The 23,867-nt window shown below is 54.7% G+C and carries 19 protein-coding genes, 1 tRNA gene and 1 CRISPR repeat array; of the genes, 15 read left to right on the top strand and 5 right to left on the bottom strand.

Annotation, left to right across the window (positions count from 1 at the left end; all coding sequences use genetic code 11):
- The first annotated feature begins 7 nt into the window (after positions 1-7).
- From SH421x_RS26655 to cas2, 10 genes are all read left to right on the top strand, one after another.
- Positions 8-661, top strand: coding sequence for a hypothetical protein (locus tag SH421x_RS26655; RefSeq protein WP_488853070.1), 654 nt, complete (start codon positions 8-10; stop codon positions 659-661).
- Positions 662-794: 133 nt separating this feature from the next.
- Positions 795-1,148 (top strand): IS66 family insertion sequence element accessory protein TnpA, encoded by a 354-nt coding sequence (gene tnpA / locus SH421x_RS26650; protein ID WP_488853069.1) that lies wholly within the window; start codon positions 795-797, stop codon positions 1,146-1,148.
- Positions 1,149-1,567: 419 nt separating this feature from the next.
- A complete protein-coding gene (gene cas3, locus SH421x_RS26645) occupies positions 1,568-3,916 on the top strand; it encodes a CRISPR-associated helicase Cas3' (protein WP_488853068.1) in 2,349 nt (782 codons plus the stop codon).
- 22 nt (positions 3,917-3,938) lie between these two features.
- Complete coding sequence (locus SH421x_RS26640) at positions 3,939-4,133, top strand: hypothetical protein (protein WP_488853067.1); 195 nt, start codon at positions 3,939-3,941, stop codon at positions 4,131-4,133.
- An 11-nt stretch (positions 4,134-4,144) separates the two neighbouring features.
- Positions 4,145-4,762, top strand: a complete 618-nt coding sequence (gene cas6, locus SH421x_RS26635; RefSeq protein ID WP_488853066.1) for a type I-MYXAN CRISPR-associated protein Cas6/Cmx6 — start codon at positions 4,145-4,147, stop codon at positions 4,760-4,762.
- A gap of 76 nt (positions 4,763-4,838) precedes the next feature.
- Positions 4,839-6,386, top strand: a complete 1,548-nt coding sequence (gene cas8a1, locus SH421x_RS26630) for a type I-MYXAN CRISPR-associated Cas8a1/Cmx1 (protein WP_488853065.1) — start codon at positions 4,839-4,841, stop codon at positions 6,384-6,386.
- 68 nt (positions 6,387-6,454) lie between these two features.
- The gene (cas7i, locus tag SH421x_RS26625; RefSeq protein WP_488853063.1) at positions 6,455-7,372 is read left to right on the top strand and encodes a type I-B CRISPR-associated protein Cas7/Cst2/DevR; all 918 of its coding nucleotides are present in this window, start codon (positions 6,455-6,457) and stop codon (positions 7,370-7,372) included.
- 57 nt (positions 7,373-7,429) lie between these two features.
- Positions 7,430-8,095 (top strand): type I-MYXAN CRISPR-associated protein Cas5/Cmx5/DevS, encoded by a 666-nt coding sequence (gene cas5 / locus SH421x_RS26620; protein ID WP_488853062.1) that lies wholly within the window; start codon positions 7,430-7,432, stop codon positions 8,093-8,095.
- Positions 8,092-9,774 (top strand): type I-MYXAN CRISPR-associated endonuclease Cas1, encoded by a 1,683-nt coding sequence (gene cas1 / locus SH421x_RS26615; RefSeq protein ID WP_488853061.1) that lies wholly within the window; start codon positions 8,092-8,094, stop codon positions 9,772-9,774. Before cas5 ends, cas1 begins: the two co-directional genes overlap by 4 nt.
- 14 nt (positions 9,775-9,788) lie before the next feature.
- Entirely contained in the window at positions 9,789-10,088 is a 300-nt protein-coding gene (gene cas2 / locus SH421x_RS26610) for a CRISPR-associated endonuclease Cas2 (protein WP_488853060.1), read from the top strand.
- 274 nt (positions 10,089-10,362) lie between these two features.
- Positions 10,363-12,832: direct repeats of the CRISPR family, unit length 36 nt; unit sequence GCGAACCATTCGATTACGCCGACAGGCGTTGAGCAC.
- Between the two features lie 335 nt (positions 12,833-13,167).
- Here the strand turns inward: cas2 and SH421x_RS26605 are convergent.
- The 3 genes from SH421x_RS26605 to SH421x_RS26595 form a co-directional block, all read right to left on the bottom strand.
- A complete protein-coding gene (locus tag SH421x_RS26605; protein ID WP_488853059.1) occupies positions 13,168-13,437 on the bottom strand; it encodes a hypothetical protein in 270 nt (89 codons plus the stop codon).
- 351 nt (positions 13,438-13,788) lie between these two features.
- Positions 13,789-13,862, bottom strand: a tRNA-Arg gene (locus tag SH421x_RS26600).
- A 75-nt stretch (positions 13,863-13,937) separates the two neighbouring features.
- Positions 13,938-15,506: an AEC family transporter gene (locus tag SH421x_RS26595; RefSeq protein ID WP_488853058.1), complete on the bottom strand. Its 1,569-nt coding sequence runs from the start codon at positions 15,504-15,506 to the stop codon at positions 13,938-13,940.
- A gap of 131 nt (positions 15,507-15,637) precedes the next feature.
- Between SH421x_RS26595 and SH421x_RS26590 the strand changes: the two genes are divergently transcribed.
- The 3 genes from SH421x_RS26590 to ilvB all read left to right on the top strand — a co-directional run bounded on the left by SH421x_RS26590 (position 15,638) and on the right by ilvB (position 19,211).
- Positions 15,638-16,096 (top strand): CbiX/SirB N-terminal domain-containing protein, encoded by a 459-nt coding sequence (locus SH421x_RS26590; RefSeq protein WP_488853057.1) that lies wholly within the window; start codon positions 15,638-15,640, stop codon positions 16,094-16,096.
- A gap of 138 nt (positions 16,097-16,234) precedes the next feature.
- Positions 16,235-17,152 carry an NAD(P)-dependent oxidoreductase gene (locus tag SH421x_RS26585; protein ID WP_488853056.1) on the top strand — a complete coding sequence of 306 codons (918 nt, stop codon included), beginning with the start codon at positions 16,235-16,237 and terminating at the stop codon, positions 17,150-17,152.
- 328 nt (positions 17,153-17,480) lie between these two features.
- A complete protein-coding gene (gene ilvB / locus SH421x_RS26580) occupies positions 17,481-19,211 on the top strand; it encodes a biosynthetic-type acetolactate synthase large subunit (protein ID WP_488856495.1) in 1,731 nt (576 codons plus the stop codon).
- Positions 19,212-19,233: 22 nt separating this feature from the next.
- Here the strand turns inward: ilvB and SH421x_RS26575 are convergent, their stop codons facing one another.
- A complete protein-coding gene (locus SH421x_RS26575) occupies positions 19,234-19,464 on the bottom strand; it encodes a hypothetical protein (RefSeq protein WP_488853055.1) in 231 nt (76 codons plus the stop codon).
- 249 nt (positions 19,465-19,713) lie between these two features.
- On the opposite strand from SH421x_RS26575, the gene SH421x_RS26570 reads away from it, so the two are divergent.
- Positions 19,714-20,391, top strand: a complete 678-nt coding sequence (locus SH421x_RS26570) for a response regulator transcription factor (protein WP_488853054.1) — start codon at positions 19,714-19,716, stop codon at positions 20,389-20,391.
- A gap of 331 nt (positions 20,392-20,722) precedes the next feature.
- Entirely contained in the window at positions 20,723-21,154 is a 432-nt protein-coding gene (locus tag SH421x_RS26565; protein ID WP_488853053.1) for a hypothetical protein, read from the top strand.
- A gap of 21 nt (positions 21,155-21,175) precedes the next feature.
- Here SH421x_RS26565 and SH421x_RS26560 read toward each other — a convergent pair whose 3' ends face one another.
- A complete protein-coding gene (locus SH421x_RS26560) occupies positions 21,176-23,842 on the bottom strand; it encodes a hypothetical protein (RefSeq protein ID WP_488853052.1) in 2,667 nt (888 codons plus the stop codon).
- Between the last annotated feature and the right edge of the window lie 25 nt (positions 23,843-23,867).

Raw genomic sequence — 23,867 nt, 5'->3', positions numbered from 1 at the left:
ATGACCGATGCCGCTACATCTTTATTTCATGTCCTTGCTGTTAATTGCAGTAATTCTTGGATGCCAAAAAAAAATGCCTTCGCCAAGTCACAGCCTTCCGGAAAATGCGAGTAACTCGCCGGCAGAAGCGGTCCGACTTTATTTCCTAGCTATACAAAATCGAGAATTTGACCAGTATAGGAGCGTAGTTGTCGAGAGTAGTTCGCATCCCGAACTCGTTCGTGCAACTTATGACTATTTATGCGCCTTAGATAAGTTTCAGTACCAATTTGAAAAACACTTTGGGAATCAACGAATAAGTGAATTTGAAAACACCTACGGCCCACGTACGGAGATTAGTGTAGATCTAATTCACTGGAACCGCGACCTCACCTGGATTGAAGATGGAATTCAACTTGATGGCCATACAGCGGCGATACTCGCGATCCCAGGGGGACTTCAACCGATTGTAATTCGATATGTTCCAGATGAAAATCTCTGGAAGGTCCATATACTCGGAGATGGATTTCGTATTGAAGATGGAATAAAACAGATTCCCCTTGTTGAGAGAATGGCGAAATCGTATTCTGCCGCTGCATCCCAGATCGAGAATGGCCAAACGGACTTTGGAGAACTGGCGGACACCATCGGCATGGCCTTTGTTACCAAGCCGAATAAGTGAAGGGCTGGGGGACATTCCTAATGAAGCCACTTTCAATTCGATAGCGGGAGTAATCGTCCGGCCAACCCCATCTTCCCACCCATGATAGCCTGACATCATCACAGGCATTTCATGGTTCAGCGGGAGAATTAACATGGCGAAGGGGCCGCGGCGGGATGTTTTGAAGGAGCGGCGGTGGCGGGAGTTGATTTCCGGGCAGGCGAAGAGCGGGCTTTCAGTACGGGCCTACTGTTTGCAGCAGGGCGTTTCGGAAGCCTCTTTCTATGCCTGGAAGCGGGAGTTGGCTCGGCGGGATGACGAATCGGGCAAGGCTTCGCCGCGGTTTTGGGAAGTGGTGGTTGGCGATTCACGGAGTTCAACCGACTTGGTGGCGATGGGCGAACCATTACGGATTCACCTCGAAGGCGTTTGTGTCGAAGTGCCGCCTGGCTTTGATCGCGTGACGCTCGCAATGACGCTTGAGCTGTTGCGAGGCTCGGCATGTTGAGCGTTCCCGGCTCGTTAAAAGTCGTCTGCTGGGCCGGGGGCGAAGAGCGTCAAGCTGCACGCCAGAAAGGTTCGCTCCAATCTTGGCGGCATTCAAATGCTGGGCCGAACGAGCAGCTGCCAAACCAATGGCTGCAAGCCAATCTGCAACAGGTCTGACGGATTCAACCGCTCGGCGATCAAGATTACTAAACGCATCTCGATGCGAACTGGCGTCGAGTGTGGTTTACCGGACGGCTATATCTTCCCGCTGCATAAATATCTTCTGGCAAGTCTGCCAATGAGTGCTATCCGGCATCAATGACCCAATATTGCGAGTTTCTCTCCATTTCACTTTTCAATTGACCTAAGGTGTCACAGCCCGATAGTCTACTCACTGAAATGCTAGCACGCTGTCATTTGGAGTGAGTTTGGCCTTCCATGATATTCGTAGACCGCCTATTGGCGAAGGCATGCAATGCCGTCGATAAACCACCTCCGGACGAGGCGACGCTGCAAGGGCATCTTTTCGAGGTCCTTGGCGCCGCGGAGCGAATTCTCCAGCTCACCAGTTATCGCCAATTGGAAGCCTTCGGCCTGGATCCCGGAGAATGGGGCGATCGGCTGACTAAGGCGGTTCGACTTGCCGCTGCGATTCATGATCTAGGAAAAGCGAATCCGCAATTCCAAGGTCTCTTGATAGGCGAAAGAGAGTTTCCTCCGATTCGTCATGAATGGTTATCGGTTTGGTTTGTTCGACAACCGGCCGTGAAGGCTTGGTTGTTTCCCGCAGTTGATTTTGATGAGCAAGTTTGGCAGATCGTCCTATTTGCGGTCGCAGGCCATCACCCAAAACATAATCGCTCCGGGATTGATTTCGATCGACTTCAGGCGTCACCTGTCAGCCTGATGACAACCCACCCCGATTTTGTGCATTGCCTTGATTCAATCGGCTCATGGTTCGATCTTGGCCCACCGCCAATCATGCCCGATTCGGTTTTGTATCGAGGGGAGAGAGACCGGGAAGGAAAGCGGGCCCTTCAAACGATGGTTGGCGAAATTCAGAGCTACGAGTTTGAGCCTCGGGCCCACCGTGAATCATGGCAGGCACTGTGCGCTTTGGTGAAAGCATGCTTGATCGGCGCGGATGTCGCAGGCTCGGCATTATGGGAACAACTAGGCGAAGCCCAGCAGAGAACCGATTGGATCGAAGCCACGCTTGGCCGAAATCCAGATTCAAGTGATTATGCCGCGATCGTAAATGATCGATTGAAAGGCGCCGCTCCTCGCGAGTTCCAGTCGGAAGTCGCGCAGTCCAATCCCCGAGACAACGTGACCCTGCTGGAAGCTGGTTGCGGTACAGGCAAAACTCTGGCGGCCTATCTTTGGGCACGCGACCAAATTAAAGACCGCCGGCTTTGGTTTTGCTACCCGACAACAGGAACAGCGACAGAGGGCTTTCGTGACTATCTCTGCGATACGAACACTGGGGCCACAAGAGCGGGCGCCGACCTTTTTCATAGCCGTGCGGAATTGGACAAGCAGTTGGAGATGGCGACGTTGCTCCTAAGTCCCGAAGATAAGGAAGAGGAAGCCAGCGAAACTGTCGATATCCAGGTTCGCATAAATTCGTTAGTCGCTTGGGACACGATGATTGTCGCCTGTACTGTGGATCAGGTGCTGGGAATTTTGCAGAACCATCGATCGGGCCTTTACGCCTGGCCAGCCCTTGCCCAATCGGCCTTGGTCTTCGACGAAATCCATTGTTATGACGATCTGCTTTTTGGAAATCTATTGACTTTCTTGGCGAAGCTCAAAGGGATACCAGTGCTTCTGATGACCGCGAGCCTTTCGGAAGGTCGCCGGACGGCATTAGAAAAAGCCTGTTTGCAATCTGGCCGGAAACTCGAAGTTGTCCCCGGGCCCGCAGACCGGGAGAGCCTGCCCCGTTATGTCCGTGTCGAGAGCGAGCCGACCGCTTCAGTAGTGGAGGCGGAGGAGACGGTTCGCCAAGCCATCGCAGAACAAGGACGGGTCTTATGGATCAGCAACACGGTAGATCGTTGTCGCGATGTCGGTCGGCGTTTGGAGGATTGCGGATCAATCGTGTATCACAGCCGATTTATCTATATCGACCGCCAGGCACGGCATCGGGAAGTAGTCGAACTGTTTGCCTCCCATGGGGCAGGATTTGCATCGACCACTCAAGTAGCGGAAGTCTCACTCGACCTCAAACACGCGACGTTGCTAGTAACCGAATTAGCCCCGATCTCGGCACTCATTCAGCGTCTGGGCAGGCTCAATCGTCAGGCTGGCCCAGATCAGCCCGCAGGCGATCGGTCGTTAGGTCGCTTCCTAGTTATCGATCCCATGGGTCCCAACGGCGCGACCTCGTTGCCCTACGATGTCGAGGAACTGGAGGCCGCTCGTCTTTGGCTCACCAAGCTAGGCGACGGCGAACTCTCGCAACGAGATTTGATTCAGGTCTGGAAGGAGAGCGACCACTCGCTTCCACCACCGCCACAAGAGTCGGCTTGGATCACAGGACAAGGCCTGACGATCGTTACGCCGATCCGAAAATCAGGATTCGGCGTCACGGTCATTATGCAGCACCATGTTCCTGATGCCAAAAGGAAAGGCGCAACGGCTTATCTGCTTCCAATGAATGCTCCCCAACGCAAAGGCTGGGATTCCGGTCTACGTTGTTCCAATTACCCCATCGCACGAGAGAGCGCGATTACCTATGACGCGTCAACGGGAGGCGAATGGGCGACGTTTTTTATGATCTGAGTACGCCAGATGGCGTTAGCGAATGGCAGCAATTTGTCGATTTGTCGGCGATACACAGCCAACAGAAGTGCTCAACTCGAACCCGCAGGATCGTCTCATCCTGCTTGGTTGGCAAGAGGGAGATAGTAACGCCGCTATCGCGACCAAGACCGGTAGATCGATCGATCAAGTCAAGCGTCGCAAGAAGTATCTCAGGAATCAATTCCAGCAAACGTGAGAACCCTATCCATGACACCGATCGAGTTGCACTATCCTCTTCCAGGACGCTTACTAACGCTTCCCGCCGATCATGGCTACGCCCTGTTGGGAGCAATTTCCCGAGTATTGCCTGTCGCCCATGGTGGCAATGGTTTTGCCTTGGCGCCCATTGCAGGTCGACAAATCGGGAACAGACAGATGATGACCACTTCCGACAGTCGAGTAGTCATTCGCACGACAACCGATCGTATTTCGGACTTTCTTCCTTTGGCCGGCAAGGCGATTGAGATTGCGGGACAGCTTTTCACGGTCGGGGCGCCGCATATCCAGGCAGTGGTCGCTTGCTCTTCCCTTCGATCGCGGTTGGTCACGATCAAAGGCTTTTTTGAGGCGGATCCATTCAAAGATGCGGTAAGGCGACAACTGGATCGCCTGGAAGTTGGCGATTGTACGATTTCGATCGGTAGGCAACGGACGATCCGGATTCATGGTCGCGAAATTGTGGGCTTCTCGACGCTGCTGGATGAACTGCAGGACGACGACTCGATTCGCATTTCCGTCCAGGGAATTGGCGGACGACGACATATGGGCTGCGGCGTTTTCGTTCGATGTCAATCGAACCAAACTGGAGAAAATCCCGATGGCTAAAACGAGCGCACCTACGAAATCTACTGCAAAAAAGCCGCCGCCTTGCGAAGTCACCTTGTCGCTATCAGATCCCGATATGGATCAATTACTCCGCGCCGGCATCGGCGGTTTGGCAACCACCCTGCGAGCCATCGAACGGCAGGACTCTCCCTTCTACTGCGAGGAGGGATCACCCGACAGCGAACCGCCGTGGCGGATCACCAGAGATTCGATCACATTGACGTTTCCAAACCCAGAGAACGTCGCCAGCTTCTTTGAGCCCATATTCTCCTTTGCGTTTTCGATCCATGACGACATCATCGCCTTGCGACCGACTTATCTGCGAGACCTAGCTCCTGCTCCGCAGGTCTTGGCGAGCATCCAACAGGGACTGATGTTGACGTTTCTGCAACATGGAAAATCTCGCACGGGCGATAAAGCAGATGTGGAACGCAGTTATGAAGTCGATGGTAATCCGGTCCGATATCGAGTTCGGCCGCTGCACAGCTACAAACATCAAACGGGCTACCTCGATCTGATCGACAAGGGAAGCTTTTCAACGCGACCTGTCGAAATGCCTGGAACACTTTATCCCGGCGCTGCGGTACGCCACAACGCTTATAGTTCCCGAACAAAACATGAGGCGACCACCTCCCAGTTACTAGCTGCTCTTTTCGCACCGATCGGAACGCTTGCGTTTTCGATCAACCGCGGGTCAGCAGTTCTACTGGTACCGGATGTTACCGATCTCCAGGCATTTGCCCGCTTGCGGCCCCTTGCGACGCCGCAAGATGTACGCCAAGCCCAAATAGGAAGCATCGGCGATGCCGTTCTCGGAATCTACGCGACCTTGAGGGGAGAGGATGTCCAAGTTCAATTAGCGATTCCTTCCATCACTAGCTATTTGTTTCTACCGACGGCATGGGCGTCTCAGCAGAAGTCTCGGGTCGCATCCCAACTAATCGAAGCCCTCGATGATCGTACGCTAGAAATATTTCATCAAGCACAAGAATATTTGCCCGCCCGTCTCGCAACCCGTAAGGTGAAGGAGTCGATCGGAAAGGGCAAAAACAAGGTCGTGACTGAACGCGTCGAGGCGTTCTGGACATCGAGCATAGTGCGCCCCCTCGTTGCCGACAATCTCGCCGGCAAACAGCTCTGGTTTAAGGGTTTCACACGCTTGTTTCTTTCCTCTGATCCCGCGACGGGCAAACCGCTTCGTGATCGTCTCTCCTTTGAAAGGTCTGGGTTAAACAAAATGGTTCAAGGAAACGTTTGGGATCATGACGGTCAGCGCTCGCTTGTCCTGGCTGTTCACCATGCACTTCGTGGGCGCTATGGACAAATCGCCAAAGAAAACGAGACGAATCGCGTTGCGATGAAAAAACGCTTTCGTGGTGAATTCGAAAAATGGCGTTTGGCCTTCGCCGGCGCTAAGACCGCCGATCAATTTCGGTTTGCGTTGTGCGACTTGATCAGCCGCGTGCCGGCGAATCAAGAACTGCAAGCCAATTGGACCGTGGTGATACCTCTGCTAAGCGGCAAAGATTGGCAACTGGCTCGTGATCTGGCGCTTTTGGCGCTCGCCAGTTACCAAGGCAAAGAACAGCCGACGCCAGAAACTGCCGAATCAGAGGCGACCTAAAACAAGCTGTTCATATTCCGATCTAGCAACTCAACTTTCCTATTCAACTCTTTCATCGAGATACGCTCATGACCATTCATTTATTTGCCAACATCGTTACCGACTTTGGAACCGCCGCCAACAATCGGGGCGAAACGGAAGGCAATACGACAACATTACAAAAACTGATTTGGCACGGTCAGATTCATACCACGGTCAGCGCCGAGGCGATTCGGTTCGCTGCTCGGCAACAACTCGCGACCTTTGAGAATGGTGAAACAAATCGCCACTGGAATGAAGAGGCCCGCATGCACGAGTGGAAGGATGCCACGTTCAGCGGTTTCGCCGACAAGAAGGGAAAGGCGAAGACGTTTATCGACGATGACTTGCTCGGCTATATGCGGGCGGATGCTGCCAAAGAAGAGGGGACTGCCGGATCGGCAAGCGTGCGGCGAGCGGTCTTGGAAGTCACACGAGCCGTCAGCCTGACCCCTTGGGCTGGCGATACGACCTTCAATGCCGCTTCGCCTGGCGCCACGCCGTCCGCCGCCAAAAAAGGCGCCAGCAATCCGGTTCCTTATGGAGCCGAAATCCATGCTACTCGGTACCAATTTGGGATCGCGATGACTCCGGATCGGCTGAGAGTAAAAGATCGCGCTATTTCGGCGCTGCGAGCGATTACTTCGCTTCGTGACGTCGCCGGTAACCACGGCCGCTTTTTGTTTGACTTCTCCCCTTCGTCGATTGTGATCCGCATCACAGAAGACCCCGCTCCGCGATTGCTTTATTGCTTTGACACCACGGACGCCGGCAAAACGGTAGATGCTCCTGAGCTGTTGCGTCGAGTTCTCTGCGGTGACATTGCGGCCAGTGAACTGATCGTCGGTGGAACATTGGCGGAGACCGAAACCGGAAAGCAGCTTCAAACGGCAGGCGCAGAGGTTCATGCTGGCATCAAGTCCGCCACAGAGTCTGCCGCCAATCATTTGTCGGGCGTTTTGGCCTAATTGGGCGACGCGGCTGTCCGTTTTTCATAGTCACTACTCTCACCTGGATTCGTCGCCATGATCAGACTTTATGTATCGGTCCCCATAGCTTCTTTCCGCCGCGGTGCGGCGCGAGAGTTTTGGGAGACCTACTCTCAACCTCCCCCTTCGACTGTTTACGGTTTCTTGTTGTCGCTAGTTGGTGAAACCGATCGTTATCGACATCTGGGCGTCCGGGTAACTGCTGGATTGATCGACGCCCCGGAACGCAGTACGGTTCTGCGGCGTCTGTGGCGGATCAAAGACGCCAAATTAGGTCAGGGCAACGGCGCTAACGTGCGGCCAGACTACCAGCAGTTGCTTAGTGATGTTCGCCTGATTGTTTGGGTGGATTCGTCGGAAGAGATTGACTCCGACAAAGCTCCAACGCTGGAAGATCGAACTCGCACGGCCCTTGACCCGAAGAGCCGTGGGACCATCACGCGCTTTGGCGGACTATCGCTCGGCGAAAGCACGCATATGGTTGACGAGGTCTCGCTGCTTGAGAAATCCCCTTTGAAGAAAGATTGCCGAGCGCTGACTTTTTTGCTTAGCGAGCAGGGCAATGTCACCTATCCGGTTTGGGTCGACCATGTCGGATCGTCGGGCACGGTCTTTGCCTGCGGAGATCTGCAACTTGTTGACTCGTCTGGACCAAGCCTCACGAGTATTCCACAAATCACTGACGTGAAAGCCCCACGATGAGCGAACCAGAAACCGCCGACGAAGAGCCGCCTATTCGTGTCATGGCGTTACACGCGCTGCTCTATTGCGAACGGTTGTTCTATCTCGAAGAAGTGGAGGAAATCCGCGAGGCCGATGATCGCGTCTACTCTGGACGGCGACTGCATGAAGAACGGGTTCCTAAGCTTGATGATGATTCCCGCGAGCTCAGGTCATTTGACGTCGCTTCGGATGAGTTGGGACTATTTGGCGTGGTCGATGCCGCCCGAGTTCGAGATGGCCAGTGGATCGCCTATGAACACAAAAAAGGGCGCTGCAAACGGAGCGAGAAGGGCGTCAACCCAGGTGAGGAGCATCAGGCCTGGCCGACCGATCGCATTCAGACGGCGGCCTACGCGATGCTCTTGGAATGTCACTTGGGTCGCCCCGTCACGGAAGGGCGCATCCGATATCACCAAGACAACATCACCGTGAAAATTACGGTCGACGACGAGGCGAGAAAAGATGTCCTTGCCGCAATCGACCGGGCTCGCAAGCTTCGACATCAAGATCAGAGACCACCGGTCACCGACAACGAGAAGCTCTGCCGCCGCTGTAGTCTGCGAGTAGTCTGCCTACCCGAGGAGGAACGGCTGGCGGAAGATCCCGTTCCAACCAAGCGAAAGGCCTCGCTATTTCCTGCGCGACGTGACCGCCAGACGCTTCATGTCACTTCGACGCCGGCCACCATCGGCCGCAATGGACGAGCGCTCGTCATTGAGACGTCCGAGGTTAGCAAGAAAGTCCCCTTGGAACAGGTGGATGCGGTTATCCTGCATGGTGCGGCGCAGATAAGCTCTCAGGCCTTGCATACCTGTGCCTACGAGGATGTCGCCGTGCAATGGGTGACGTCTGGAGGTCGAGTCGTCGGCACAATCTCCCCGCCTGGCCGCGTTCGACAGCGAATTCGGCAATTTAAAGCCCTAGTCGAGCCGGATATCTGCTTGAGACTGGCCCGGACGACCGTTCAAACCAAGGTCCAACTGCAGTTGCAGTACTTGATGAGATCGACTCGAGGGGACCGTGCGATTCGTGAAGCCTGCGAATCCTCCCTTCGCCAAATGCGAGAGGCTGCCGCTTTAATCGACAAGGCCGATTCACTCGGCCGGCTTCGTGGCTTGGAGGGGATCTCGGCGCGTTGTTATTTCACATCGTTTAATCGCATGCTCGCCGATCGGGTTCCTGAGAGTTTGCACATGAACGGCCGTACCAAGCATCCGCCTCGCGATCGCTTGAATTGCCTGCTTTCGTATGGTTACAGTCTGATTTACGGTCTTGTTCATCGCACAGTACTGGCCGTGGGACTGGAGCCGTCGTTTGGTTACTTTCATCAACCACGCAGCGCCGCTCCTCCGTTGGTATTGGACCTTATGGAGATTTTCCGGACGCCGCTTTGGGAAATGCCGCTGGTGGGAAGCCTTAACCGTGGCCAATGGTGCACCGAGCGGGATTTCGATATCCGACCAGGGCACGTCTGGTTGAGCGATGATGGCCGCCGCAAGGCGATTTCCTTGTTTGAAACACGACTGGCTGAATCGTATCAGCATCCCTACACCGGCCAATCGTTGGAATATGGCCGCATGGTAGAACTCGAGGCTCGGTTGCTTGAGAAGGAATGGACCGGATGCGAAGGGGTCTTTGGCCAACTCCGCATCCGCTAAGGAGCAGCACCCACATGTCGACACCGCCCATTTGGCATCTCGTTTCTTATGATGTCCGCGATCCTAAGCGATTGCGAAAGGTAGCGAAATTGTTAGAGGGCTATGGCCACCGTGTCCAATTGAGCGTATTCCGCATCCGCATGAACCGGCAATCCCTCGAAAAACTGCGGTGGGAACTGTCGGAGATCATGTCTCTTGAGGATGATTTGCTGGTCATTCCCCTCTGCGAACGCTGTGCCGGCAAGGTATCTGAGCATTCCCGCGGCGAAAACTCTGACTGGGGCACTCCACCGCCTAGTTTTGATATCCTATGAGATCACCGACGATGGGTGTGCTTACACGTATCAGCGGGTGGCGTAGCTTTTGGTCCATCCATTGGCGACAATCGCCAGTGATTCACGGCCTTTTCACGCTCTTTGCCAAACATAGGATGCTTGATTCGGAGATAAAGCAAGCGATATTCAGAGTTTAGGCCTCATGGGCAAACCTCTTTTGGGAGCCAATCCGTGACAATTCAATCTCCCCAGCACCTGCGCTTGATTTCGCCTTGCGTAATTCCTGAGCTACTAAAGGGTTACGAGAGGCGGAGCGAACCATTCGATTACGCCGACAGGCGTTGAGCACAAGAAGACAATCAGAGCGATTTTCGAGTCGCTACCGGGCGAACCATTCGATTACGCCGACAGGCGTTGAGCACATTGACTGGACGATTGTTGCGGCCGACTTGAACGGCGCGAACCATTCGATTACGCCGACAGGCGTTGAGCACATTAACGCTGGCTTCAACCCGCTGCAAGAAATTTCGCGAACCATTCGATTACGCCGACAGGCGTTGAGCACCGGGATGCGAACGAGTTATCGATTGCGGCGCTGGTGCGAACCATTCGATTACGCCGACAGGCGTTGAGCACACAGACCTCCTAACATGGCTCCGCGCAAACTGGCGGCGAACCATTCGATTACGCCGACAGGCGTTGAGCACACTTCCTGGAATGGAATTGAATATCTGACCGGGAGCGAACCATTCGATTACGCCGACAGGCGTTGAGCACAGGACGAAGATTGCGATTAGGATGTGGGTTTTCATGCGAACCATTCGATTACGCCGACAGGCGTTGAGCACTTTTTGAAGGCGGTGAAAAGGCGAGCCCTTCAGGGCGAACCATTCGATTACGCCGACAGGCGTTGAGCACAACACAGCCGGTCAAGTTTTTTCGCCCACACTTGCGAACCATTCGATTACGCCGACAGGCGTTGAGCACATGACCCGATCACGACGCCGGTTCCGCTCGATATCGCGAACCATTCGATTACGCCGACAGGCGTTGAGCACACTTGCCCGGAGAGAGCGAGGAGGATTTGGACGTGCGAACCATTCGATTACGCCGACAGGCGTTGAGCACATCATTGTCGGCGCTGCACTTACGAAACGCTTTGACGCGAACCATTCGATTACGCCGACAGGCGTTGAGCACATCACGGAGCTTCGCGGCCATCGCGACACGCTTTTAGCGAACCATTCGATTACGCCGACAGGCGTTGAGCACCTGGTACTTAGCCGTAAGAGTCAACAAACGATCGTTGGCGAACCATTCGATTACGCCGACAGGCGTTGAGCACCAAGTCGTCAGGTTCGAGTTAAGCTGTCCACTTCCGAGCGAACCATTCGATTACGCCGACAGGCGTTGAGCACTTGGGTCAATCTCGGCGAATGCGATTAACGCTGCGGCGCGAACCATTCGATTACGCCGACAGGCGTTGAGCACGCGCATTTGAGCGAGTCAACGGCTACGACGTCTGGCGAACCATTCGATTACGCCGACAGGCGTTGAGCACAGCTTTTCGACCGGAACACAGACATCGGTTCCTGAGGCGAACCATTCGATTACGCCGACAGGCGTTGAGCACACGCTCACTAAGACACAGCTCGACATTCTGGGATGCGAACCATTCGATTACGCCGACAGGCGTTGAGCACATTTGCACAAACCGCCTTAGGCCACGGCAGATCACCCGCGAACCATTCGATTACGCCGACAGGCGTTGAGCACGACAGCACGAGAGATTTCACCTTGTCTTCTAGCCCACGCGAACCATTCGATTACGCCGACAGGCGTTGAGCACCGTAACCTGGATTCCGTCATGTTCCCACTGGGCGATGGCGAACCATTCGATTACGCCGACAGGCGTTGAGCACATCTTCTTTTGATGCGGGGTGAACGGGTTGTAGAAGAGCGAACCATTCGATTACGCCGACAGGCGTTGAGCACTTCGGCAACGTTGAGTACGCCGACAAAGCAGCTCGGCGAACCATTCGATTACGCCGACAGGCGTTGAGCACCAAGAGAGCCTGAAGCACGTCCTTGCGAAGCTTGAGCGAACCATTCGATTACGCCGACAGGCGTTGAGCACACACGCGAGCCAATCGCAGCACGCTACTCCCTTCATGCGAACCATTCGATTACGCCGACAGGCGTTGAGCACACTATCGAATGGACCGAACAGACCGACGACGATGACAGCGAACCATTCGATTACGCCGACAGGCGTTGAGCACCACAGAAGTAACCTGGGCACATCTCGCGCCACTCCCACCGCGAACCATTCGATTACGCCGACAGGCGTTGAGCACCACCACGTGCTGGCCTGTTGTTGCCCGAAGATTCAGCGAACCATTCGATTACGCCGATAGGCGTTGAGCACAGTCGCGAAACTAAACAACGGGCAGCGAAAAAAGGCGAACCATTCGATTACGCCGATAGGCGTTGAGCACGAACACGGATTTCACGGCTTGAAGAGCACGGTCAGGCGAACCATTCGATTACGCCGACAGGCGTTGAGCACAAGATTAAAGCGATCGCTCCTTGGTTTGGCGGCAGCGAACCATTCGATTACGCCGATAGGCGTTGAGCACGCAATCGAAGAAGCGGCAATTGCAGACACCGAACGTGGCGAACCATTCGATTACGCCGATAGGCGTTGAGCACTCAAGGCTCGCACATCGTCGGCAACCAGCTGGTTCGCGAACCATTCGATTACGCCGACAGGCGTTGATGGAATCGTGAGGTTTCAAGGTCACAGCAGGCGCGCACTCTGCCAATTTAGGCTGGCGCTCCTTCGCACGCCGCACCCGGTCGACTATTTTTCATACTGAAGCCCGTTCTGTTTCAGTAATTCGTTCAGCAGTATATGGATAGTTTTCGAGCAGACGCGGCGATGACAGGCTCGGGTTGAAACAAGTTGACCTCGTAATTCACAAGGCTAGAGAGGATTGCCCTTCACGTACCTCAACGTTCTGACACTGGCACGAGCTAAGTTCACAACAGAGACGAGAAGCGATCCAGCAGAAGCCAGTTACTTTGCAGAAGCACCTTGTAGATTGAGAACTAATTTCTATTTGACCGAAACAACTGGACGTTGATTCGAAATTATCATAATTAGAAATTGACCGCGTCTTTCGGTGAGGATGATTGGCATGCGATGTTGGATGGTGAAAAATTCTGGCCACAAAACTTCGACCCCAATGACGTTTTCTCTGTGGTCAAATAGAGGTGCGGCGTGAAAAGGGATATCGGTTGCTTGGGTGCGTTGAGCATCCTTCGGCCGGTGCGAATCGGCTTCTAGTTCACCACCCCAGTTCCTAACACCTTGAATCGTTGGCATCCTTGCGCTCCCAAAAAGGTTGGGAGAGAACACTTTTGGCCGACAATTCAAGTAAGTCCAACGGTAGTACTCGCCCATCCTTTCGTAAAAGCGGGCACAAAGATATGGGGGGTATTCCGGCAAGACTTCGGGTATCCGATGCCGACCCATACAAGAGCAAGCAGATCGATTTTTGCGATCGGTATTTTTTGGTAATTTGACACCCAATCACCGCTCAAAAGCTTGTGCGCCTTGTGTGCGCAAATGGGGGCTAAAACAGACCAAAATAGACCACTTACAGAAGATGAGGGGGGATCGGATCCGTTTAAAAAGAAAGCCGCAATCCCTTGTGGAATAACGGCTTAAGCAAAGTGTCCCCGAGTGGGCTCGAACCACTAACCTTCGGCTTCGGAGGCCGACGCTCTATCCAATTGAGCTACGGAGACTTGAACCGACGATTATAGCCCTTGTCTTGGGTGAGCGGGAAGCGGCGGGGCGAAAATCGCAGGGAGAGGGCTTTTCTACTCGATGGCGACAAAAATCTCGACCAACTCGGGCGATTGCTCGTCGTAGCGCTCGAAATCGGTTGTGTAGGCTCGGCGGTGTGGGCTGCTGGGGAAGTACGCGGCGATTTGTCGCCAGGCGTCGATCACGGCTTGGGGTTGTTGGCCGTGAGCTTGGAATTTTAGGTACTTGCCTGACTCGATCGTTGCCGTCGCAAGTTGATCGTTGGTCACCTGATCGACGACGCCGCCAACTAACAGGACATAGTCTCCCTGACTTTGCTGTTGATAGTTGTGGTAGACAGCGTAACGCTGCGAGGGGTTCGGCAGGCGGTCGGCGATTTTCTCGGCGAAGTAGCGCTTGTAGAGGCTGCTGATTTTGCCGGTCAGTGAGTTTGACTCGCTCAGGTTGTTGGTTTTTACTTGGAGCCCGGCGATGGTTTGTGCGTCGATCTCGACGATTTCTGGCCCCAACGCAGAGGCGGTATTCGTAGAGGTAGTTTTTGTGGGCGAGATCGCAGGAGGATTGGTGTTGGGATCGATCGCTTTGGGGGGCTCTGCATCGGCAGGCGAAGCGTCGCTTTGCACGTTGATGTGAATCAGTGAATCTTCTAAGCCAAGCACGCCGATCGCCGCCGAGATCCACAGCGGAATCGTTATGAAGCCAATGATTGTGGTCGCGATCGTCACTCGCAGCGCGATCCGCGGTTCACCGCCGTAGAGTCTCGTCAGCACGATCGGAAAAACCGCGGCTGGCATCGCAGCTTCGATCGCGGCGACTTGTTTCAATTCGCGTGAGATGGGTAAGAGAGCCGCGGCGGCGAGATAGCACAGCGGAAATACGCCACAGCGCAACAGCACCGCTAAGGTCGCTGTTCCCCACAGGCTTTCGCTCTTGCCGTTGCTCTGGTCGGCGCCGGTGATCTGATCAAAGAAGTTTGCGCCGATCAGCAGCATCATCATGGGGATCGCGGCGGCGCTGAGTGTCTTCATCACCTGCTGGACCATCTCGGGGATCAGCGGCGCCAGTCCCAAAAAGTTGACCGAGAGCGCTACGACGATTGTCACGCTCGGCGGATTGATCACATGCTTCCACCAGCCCTTGGATAATCCGCCGGCGATCATGCCGACGCAAATTGTCCAAATCGCCAACTCGACGCCGACATTGTGGAGAAAGAGGACGCCGAGCGCATCTTTGCCAAATAGGTTCTCGACCAGCGGCAACGGCACGAAGCCATAATTAAAAATCCCGACGCACACGCCAAACGAGCTGTAGGTTTTCGGATCGAGCATCCCGCTCCAGCGCCCGGTCGCTTTGGCGATCCATGCGGCGATTAGCGTTCCACCGGCGACGCTGATAAAACCAAACAGCGGGGGCATATAGATGTTGGTCGCGTCATCGAACGCCGGATTTCCGACGACCGAGCGAAAGATCAAGCACGGAACCAGCACGCGGATGCAGAGCTTTAGCATCCCCTCATCCGCTTCGCGGGTTAGCCAGCCCAGATGTCGCGCTGAGCCGCCGATCGACATCACCAGAAAAACGGCGATGGTTAGGCCCAGGATGGTTGGTATTTGATCGATCATGCTTTCGCCAGAATAGTTGGCTTTTCTCCCCTTCACAACGACCCCTTGGCGGTTGTCAGCCTGTGGAAGTCCGCCGAAGATAAATGTCAGACGCAGTCCATTTTTTCAAGACAGGGTAAAGGGGGATTCGCTTGCCGAGCGAAACAGCCAACAGCGAAACGATCGGCGTCATTGTCGTCGATCATGGGAGCCGACGTGCCGCCAGCAACGACTTGCTGCTAGAGGTGGTGCAGCTTTTCCGCCAAATGACGGGGCGCACCATTGTCGAAGCGGCCCACATGGAATTGGCCGAACCGTCGATCGCCGCCGCTTTTGCCAAATGTGTTCAACAAGGTGCAAGTCTAGTGATCGTGCATCCTTATTTCCTCTCTCCAGGTCGACATTGGAGCGAAGATATCCCACGATTAGCGGCTGAAGCGGCTGCCCAGCATCCTGGCATCCGGCATTTGGTGACGGCGCCCCTGGGTTTGCACCATAAGATGGCCGAAATCATGGCTGAGCGGATCGAAGTTTGTCTGGCCCGTTGTCGCGGCGAGGAGGTTACTTGCGGCATTTGTGACCAGCATACGCACTGTCGCATGCTGGAGTGACCCCGCCGGCGACCGAGTCGCTTCAAGTCAGACGCAATTGACTTCGCTGCTGTACTTTCGGCGGTTGTTGTTTTAAGTTGCGCAGCCTGCTAAACATCATTTCCGGTCCGATTTTTCATTTCAACACGAGACACAGACATGGGCTCGCTTGCGATTACCCCGGGCAAAACAAAGATTGGTTGGATCGGAACCGGCGTCATGGGTGCTAGCATGTGCGGGCACCTGATTGACGCCGGGTTTACTGCAACCGTCTATAACCGGACCAAAGCGAAAGCGCAAGGGTTACTGGATCAAGGGGCGGCGTGGGGTGAAACGCCGCAAGCTGTGGCTGCAGCCAGCGATGTGGTCTTCACAATCGTCGGCTTTCCGGCTGATGTGCGCGAGGTGATCCTGGGTGAACAGGGAGTTTTGGCAGGCTCCAAAGCAGGTAATGTGATCGTCGACATGACGACCAGCGAGCCATCTCTAGCCATCGAAATCGCCGAAAAGGGAGCCGAAAAAGAGGTTCTGAGCATTGATGCGCCGGTCTCCGGTGGCGATGTCGGCGCCAAAGAGGCCCGGCTGTCGATCATGATTGGCGGGGACGAAGCGGTCGTAGCGTCACTCCAACCCTGCTGGTCAGCAATGGGCAAGACGATTGTCCGGCAAGGCGGCCCCGGCGCTGGCCAACATACCAAGATGGTCAATCAAACGTTGATCGCTTCGGGGATGGTCGCCGTTTGCGAAGGACTGCTGTACGCCTACAAGGCGGGTCTCGACCTCGAAACGGTCCTCCAGTCGGTCGGATCGGGCGCCGCCGGGAGTTGGGGGCTGACCAATTTGGCCCCGCGAATCATCGCTAACAACTTTGATCCCGGATTTTTTGTTGAGCATTTCATCAAAGATATGGGGATCGCACTGGCCGAAGCGCGGCGGATGGGAATCGCGTTGCCGGGACTGGCATTGGCCGAGCAGCTCTATCAGGGGGTGAAAGCTCAAGGGCATGGCCGGGACGGAACACAGGCGTTATTTCTCGCACTGGGCCAGCTCAGCGGGATCGATTGGCAAAATCGATAAGCAGTGGTTGACCTGATGAGAGGGGGCGACGTTAATTTTCCCGCAAAAACGGCGTACCCCTGCCGGCTGGACCTTTGGCGAAGAAACATGTTATGCCGGTCGATATTAAGCGGGTTAACGTCTAAGAGCATAGTTTGCGGCGAGTTTTCTCGGTACGAAGAAGTGCAACAATTGGTTGAACCAATTGCTTGGCTCGCCTATCCTTATACGATGCGACAAATATCGCGGGGATCGCCTGGGGCGATCCCAAATTTTTCTGTAACTGCTACGGAGATGAAATTAGGTGAAATCTACTACCGCTACCGCTACCGCGACCGAAACGGGACTGATGCTTGGTGCTGACATCATGATCGAATCGTTGGTACGGCACGGCGTAGACGTCATCTTCGCCTATCCCGGCGGTTGCAGCATGCCGTTGCATCAGGCGTTAACTCGCTACAAAGACAAGATCCGCACAATTCTGCCGCGTCACGAACAAGGGGGCGGTTTCGCCGCGCAAGGGGTTGCCCGCACCACTGGCAAAGTGGGCGTTTGTATGGCGACCAGCGGTCCGGGCGCGACCAACCTCGTGACGGCGATCGCCGACGCCAAGCTCGACAGCATCCCGATGGTGGCGATCACGGCTCAGGTGCCGCGTGCTGTTATCGGCTCGGATGCATTTCAAGAAACGCCGATCGTCGAAGTTTGTCGCGGAATCACCAAACATCATTACTTGGTGACCGACATCGCCGATCTGACCCGGATCATGAAAGAGGCGTTCCATATCGCTTCGACCGGTCGTCCTGGTCCGGTGTTGATCGACATTCCGAAAGATGTCCAGCTCGAGCAGATCGTTCCTGATTGGGACTGCGCGATGAATCTGCCGGGCTACAACTACGAAGGCCGCACTGCCAAGCCAGAGCAGATCAAGCAAATCGCGGCGGCGATTAAGCGAGCCAAACGACCGATGATTTACGCTGGCGGCGGTATAATCACTTCGGGCGCTTCGGACGAACTGCGCGAGCTGGTCGAAAAGACCGGGATCCCGATCACGACCACGGTGATGGGACTCGGCACGTATCCTGGCGACGCACCGCTGAGCATGGACATGCTGGGGATGCACGGGACGGTTTACGCGAACTATGCCGTGCAGCAATGCGATTTGCTGATTTCGTTGGGCGTTCGCTTTGACGATCGCGTGACCGGCAAACTGGCTGAGTTCGCCAAGCATGCCAAGATCATCCATATCGATATTGATCCTTCGGAGATCAACAAAAACAAACTAGCGCACTTCCCTGTTGTCAGTGACCTGAAGCCGGCGCTACGGATGCTGTGCGACATTGTCGAAAAGCCGGAAGACATTTCGGAATGGGTCGCACAGTGCGCCAAGTGGAAGAAGGACGAACCGCTGAAGTACGATAAGTCGTTTGACGGCATCTTGCAGCAGCATGCGATCGCTGAGTTAAACGATCTCTGCAAAGAGCGGGACACGATCATCTCGGTTGGGGTTGGTCAGCATCAAATGTGGGCAGCCCAGTTCTACAAGTTTAAGAAGCCTCGCACTTGGCTCAGCAGCAGCGGACTGGGCACCATGGGTTTTGGCCTGCCGGCTGCGATGGGAGCTCAGGTCGCATTCCCCGATACGCTATGTATCGATATCGAAGGGGACGGCAGCTTCACGATGAACATCCAAGAGCTGGCGACCTGCTTCTGCGAAAAACTGCCGGTCAAAGTGATGCTGCTGAACAATCAGCATCTTGGCATGGTGGTGCAGTGGGAGGATCGATTCATGTCAGGCAACCGCGCTCACACTTATCTGGGGCCGGTCCATCATCCGGAAGCGACCGGAGATGGGAACGAGCGTTATGCCGCTGAGCGTTACCCAGACTTCGTGATGATCGCCAAAGGCTTCGGCTGCGGCGGCGCCACGGTGAGTCGCAAGGCCGATCTGCGGGCCGCTTTAGAAGAGATGATTAACTATGACGGCCCTTACGTGCTGGATGTTCAGGTCCCGTACCAAGAGCAAGTGCTGCCGATGATCCCGTCTGGGATGACGGTGAACGACATCATCAAAGAGTAAGCGGTGCAGGTTGCCGAAAGCCTCAAGCGCAAGCAAAGCTGGTCAGATTGACCAGCTTTGCTTTTAGATGCCGAAAGATCGGACGATCTTTATCTATTTGTATTTTTTCCGCAAACCACTCGGCGTTGGGGATCCTGCGCGATTTCGGCAAAAGACGCCCATTGCGTTGCCAAACTTGCGCAAGAAGGATGGAGAATTGTACAGAAAATAAGGTTTTTTCCCGCAGCGGTCGTATGCTATAGTTGTCATGCATTCCAAAAATCCGTCTCCTTTATCCTTCCACTTGTCGCAGACGATCACTTCTCTAGAATCAGCGTTTCATTGCTTGGGATTCCGGCGTAGCAGGTAAGTCCAGGAATCGCATCTCGAATTTCTTTCTTGATGCAAAGCAAAAAGCGATGATGCTAGAGATGACAAAGTAATTGGGCAGCACACTATCGGCATTGAAAGCCGCGCAGAAGATCTGCGCGGTGTGAGACATTTTGCCTGTAGCCGGAAGTCCATGACCAACGTCCCTTCGCTGTACCTCGTTGATGACGACGTGGCGGTGATTGATTCGCTCCAAAGATTGGTTGAATCAGTCTCGTTACCCCTCGTCTCGATCCTGCTAACCGATCAACTTCTCGACCTCCTGCCATCGGGGGCCTGCGGTTGCCTACTGCTTAAATTGCAGAGTGATCATCTCGATCTGATGCAACGCGTTCAAACTCTCCCTGCTTCCATCGAAACGGTTTTTTTGACTGATACCTCGGATGTATCGCTTGTGGTTCAAGCGATGCGCCAAGGGGCTGCGGCCGTTTTGAAAAAACCGTGTCGGAGCGAAGACTTGCTGGCGGCGATTCGCAGCGCTATCGGCGCGGCTTACTCTCGGCAACAACAACTCCAGCAAGAAGCGGCTGGTCGTGCGCGATTGAAAAGCTTGACGAAAGAAGAATCGCAAGTCATGCGATTAATGATCGCCGGACGCACGAATCAAGAGATTGCAGATCAGATTCAGCTCAGTCTGCGAACCGTGCAGTTCCGTCGTTCGAGCATCTTTCGCAAACTCAAGATTACCACCAAGTCGCGTTTGTTTGACTTGGCGGTCACCACCGGTTTGCTCGCCGAACTGGTCGCCGATGTTCCCTTGATGTCGCTCGATTCCGCCGAATCGGCGGTAAGCGGCGGCAACGATACTTGATAGGCAGGGAACGATTTTTTTGCGTAGCAGCAACGCAAACCATCCAAGGCGGTGAACACCATCACCGACCTATGCTGCAACGATTGTGAACTAACCCAGGCAGTTCCCTGCCCCCCAGGCCAGTTCCGATTGCATGCTAGCGGATATTCCAAGCAGATCCAGCGAGAGCGATTCTCTCTCTCTCATGGGGGAGTTGGATTTTAGTAGTCGCTTTTTCTTCACACCAAGGCGCCTTTGCTACCACGAGGACGGTGCATTTTACTTGTCGTCAGCAGCAAATTGCGGCATCATCGAAGGATCTCCTCCTGGTTCGAACGCGAGTCCGATCGCAATGTCTGAGTTGAATCCGTTTGCATCCCCGCTCGCCGCCGATACGGGCGAGCTAATCCATGCCGAGTGCCCTGGCGGATTTATCTGGAGCGGCTTCGTCGATCAGTATGAATTTCAAGTCGCGCCGGCCGAAAATCTGGCTGAGCGCATCATCGACTTCTACCAAGCGGCTGGGTTTCGCCAGATTGAGCAAGGAGCAAAGCTCCGCTTTCGGCGCGGGCATCTGTGGGGAAGCTTGATTGGCTCAGAATCCCACGCTCGCCAGACATTATGCGTCGAGATCAAGCAGCGCAATAAAGAGGCGATCTTGGTGACGCTGCATTACGATGTCGATTTCTACTTTGCGATTCGCTATCAGCCCAAATGGGCGCTGGCTCCGTTTCGCGAAGCGGTGCGATTGGCGAGGGTATTGGACGCCGTGAATTGGGAGTAGGCCAGGTGCTGGCTGGTCGCGCTATTGCTCGGCGACCACGCGGTGGTTGAAGATGCGAACGCCGCCGATCTCACGAATTTGCAGCAGCATGTTCGTCCCCAATAAATCTGCGCCATTGGGAATGCGATAAACGATAGTTTTCCGGCCGCGCGACATATTGGTGACGCGCGACTGCATTCGCTTGCGACCTGGCGCGAAGAGCATGCAGTCAAAGGTTGAAAACTCGTCGTCTTGTTTCAACAGCTCCGCTTCAACAATCAAATCGCCAGTTGCTTCATCTAGCCGGCTCGAAGCTTCGACGCTCAGCATGCCGCTGCCAACCAGGATCCGGCGATAAACGCTGAACTTGTACGTTTTGTCGGCTTCGATTTCGAAATCAAGCCGGACGCGCTGATAGCCGCTCGATGCGTTGTTCCGCAGCAAGATGCTCAGCATATTAGCGTAGTCGCCGCCGAGCGATAGTTTGAACGGAGTTACATCGGGAGTAATATTCCAGACGTCAGGCCCGACAAGGTGCACAACGCCGCTTAAGCTTTGCGGAAATTCATTTTTCATCGACAACTTCAAACGTTGCGGAATGCCAAAATTGCTGCTCAAGACGGCTGGCTCAAACTGGCAGCTCATCCGCAGCTTGGCGATCGACTCGTTCATGCCGACAATGAAAAGCGGAATCGGCCCCACTTCGATCACCTGGCGGTGGGCGTCTTGAGCCGGCTTCACGCGGCGTCCCCAGAGATCGACCACTTCGACGTTGTCACCTAGATACAGGGTTTCGGTGACAGGACGATCGTTCCAGATAACCATCGTGGTCGAACCATCGCGGGTGAACACATGATTGTTACTGTCCTGGGGGAGTTCAAGTTGTCCCAGGTAGGTTGCGCCAGAGATCATTTGCGCTGTCGTGCGCCAAGGGAGCAGCAGTTCGCTGGGAGAGCCATCCTCGTTCATCAGGCCATATTCGCGATCGAACGGCCGGGGAATGAAGACCGCTTCCGCATGATGAATCTTGGCCGCCAGCATCTTCTCTAGTAAGTCGCGGGCTCGTTCGTTGGTCGTGTATTCTGAACGGGCCAGCGGATAGATCGTCACAAAACGCTGGGTCGGGCCGGCTGCGCGATCCAGGTAGGCGGCAAGTTCGTCCTTGGTCAGCGGAATTACATCGTTCACATCGCCGTTTTGAGGAATGATCGAATAGGCGAGAAAGTCCCAGGGAAACTTGCGTGCTTGAGGAGTTTCGGCCATCCAGCGCCACGGAACGCCGAGCCGAATGTCTTGTCCCGACTTGCGCAACTCGCTATGGATTTGCTCTAGTTTCTCCAGCAGATTGCGATAGCCGACGAAGCTGACATCTTCGTCCGATCCCAATTGCCAGTAACGGACCTTCAGCGACAGCCGCGTCATCACCGGTTCGAGATAAGGGCGCCACAAGATTGGTTCGGCGAAGATGCTAGCGACCAGCAAGTTCTCGCTTTCGCCAAACAGGTAGCGAATATCGGCCGGAGGCTTGTCAACCAACGCGATCATTTCGATATGATTCTTTTTCAAACGCTCGGCGAAGCGCGCGACATCGTTGGCGCGTTCTTTTTCATTTTCGCCGTACCACACCGGGAACTTGACCCAGTTCACGCCAACGCGGGTTAACAGGTTGCCCATGTTGGTCAGGTCGAGCGGCGTTTCTCCATCCGGTAGCGACCAACCGAACTCGCCAGCGGTCGGTGGAAGTTCGTCCGGCACGACCGCTACCGAGATCACACGGCGATGCATCAGCCCGGTGCTGCCGATCATCGTGGCGTGCACTTCGTAGAATCCAAACTGCGAGATCGGCGGCTTCCAGTTCATCTTGCCGGCGTAGCCGATGTTCCACTTGGCCGTTGTTTGCGCCTGCTTGCCGAAGAGCTCTGATGCAAGATTGGACTTGCGCGCCACCACTTTGCCGTTTAAGCGGCTCTCCATCTTGGCCAGCGATTGACGTCCGACGTCCACAAGTTCAAAGACGATCCGCGGATCGCGTTCGACAATGCCGGTGACTTCGCAGATGATCTCGATATTGTTCGGATTAGAAAAAACATGGTTGTTGTCGGGAGTGGCGAGCATCATTTTGGGGAGTCGCGCAAACCAAATATCATCAAAGAAAGCAGCACCGGTGAGATCTTCGTCAATCTTGCCGGTGGGTTCGATATGCAGGCCGATCACCGCCATCGCGACATCGGTCGAAGTGGGGGCGACCGGTCCGACGCGTAATTTGATCCAACCGCCGGTTTCTCGAAACCGCTCTGAGTGGAACGTTTCGATCGGCTCTTCTTTGGCATTAAAGAAGGTCACGGTGAGAAACGCTTTATCGTACTTAAGCCCTTCGGTGCGCATCCGCGCTTCCAGCACGTAGCTAAAGATTTCTCGCGCTTCGATCGGAGGACTATAGATCGCCGCCGATCCCCCATCCAGCGAGATCTTCAACGAACGATTGCCGACTGCCGCGTCTTCTTCGGTGACTTTGATATCGAGATAGCGCGGATAGCCGACTCCCCCACGTCGTGTCCAGTTATCAGGCCATTCATCGTAATTCAGATCAAATTCTTGCGAAAAGTCGCAATGGTAAAGCTCGATTGCCTCTGGATGACGCGAATCGATTGGCGCTTCGATCTGCGGCATTGCGGCAATCAGAATCGGGATTAACAAGAGCGAGGTCATATCGCACGGCGCGCAAAGGGACAAT

The sequence above is a fragment of the Blastopirellula sp. SH421 genome (genome assembly GCF_057808535.1).
Note: the sequence above shows the minus strand (reverse complement) of the source record. Positions and strands in the feature narration are given on the sequence as shown.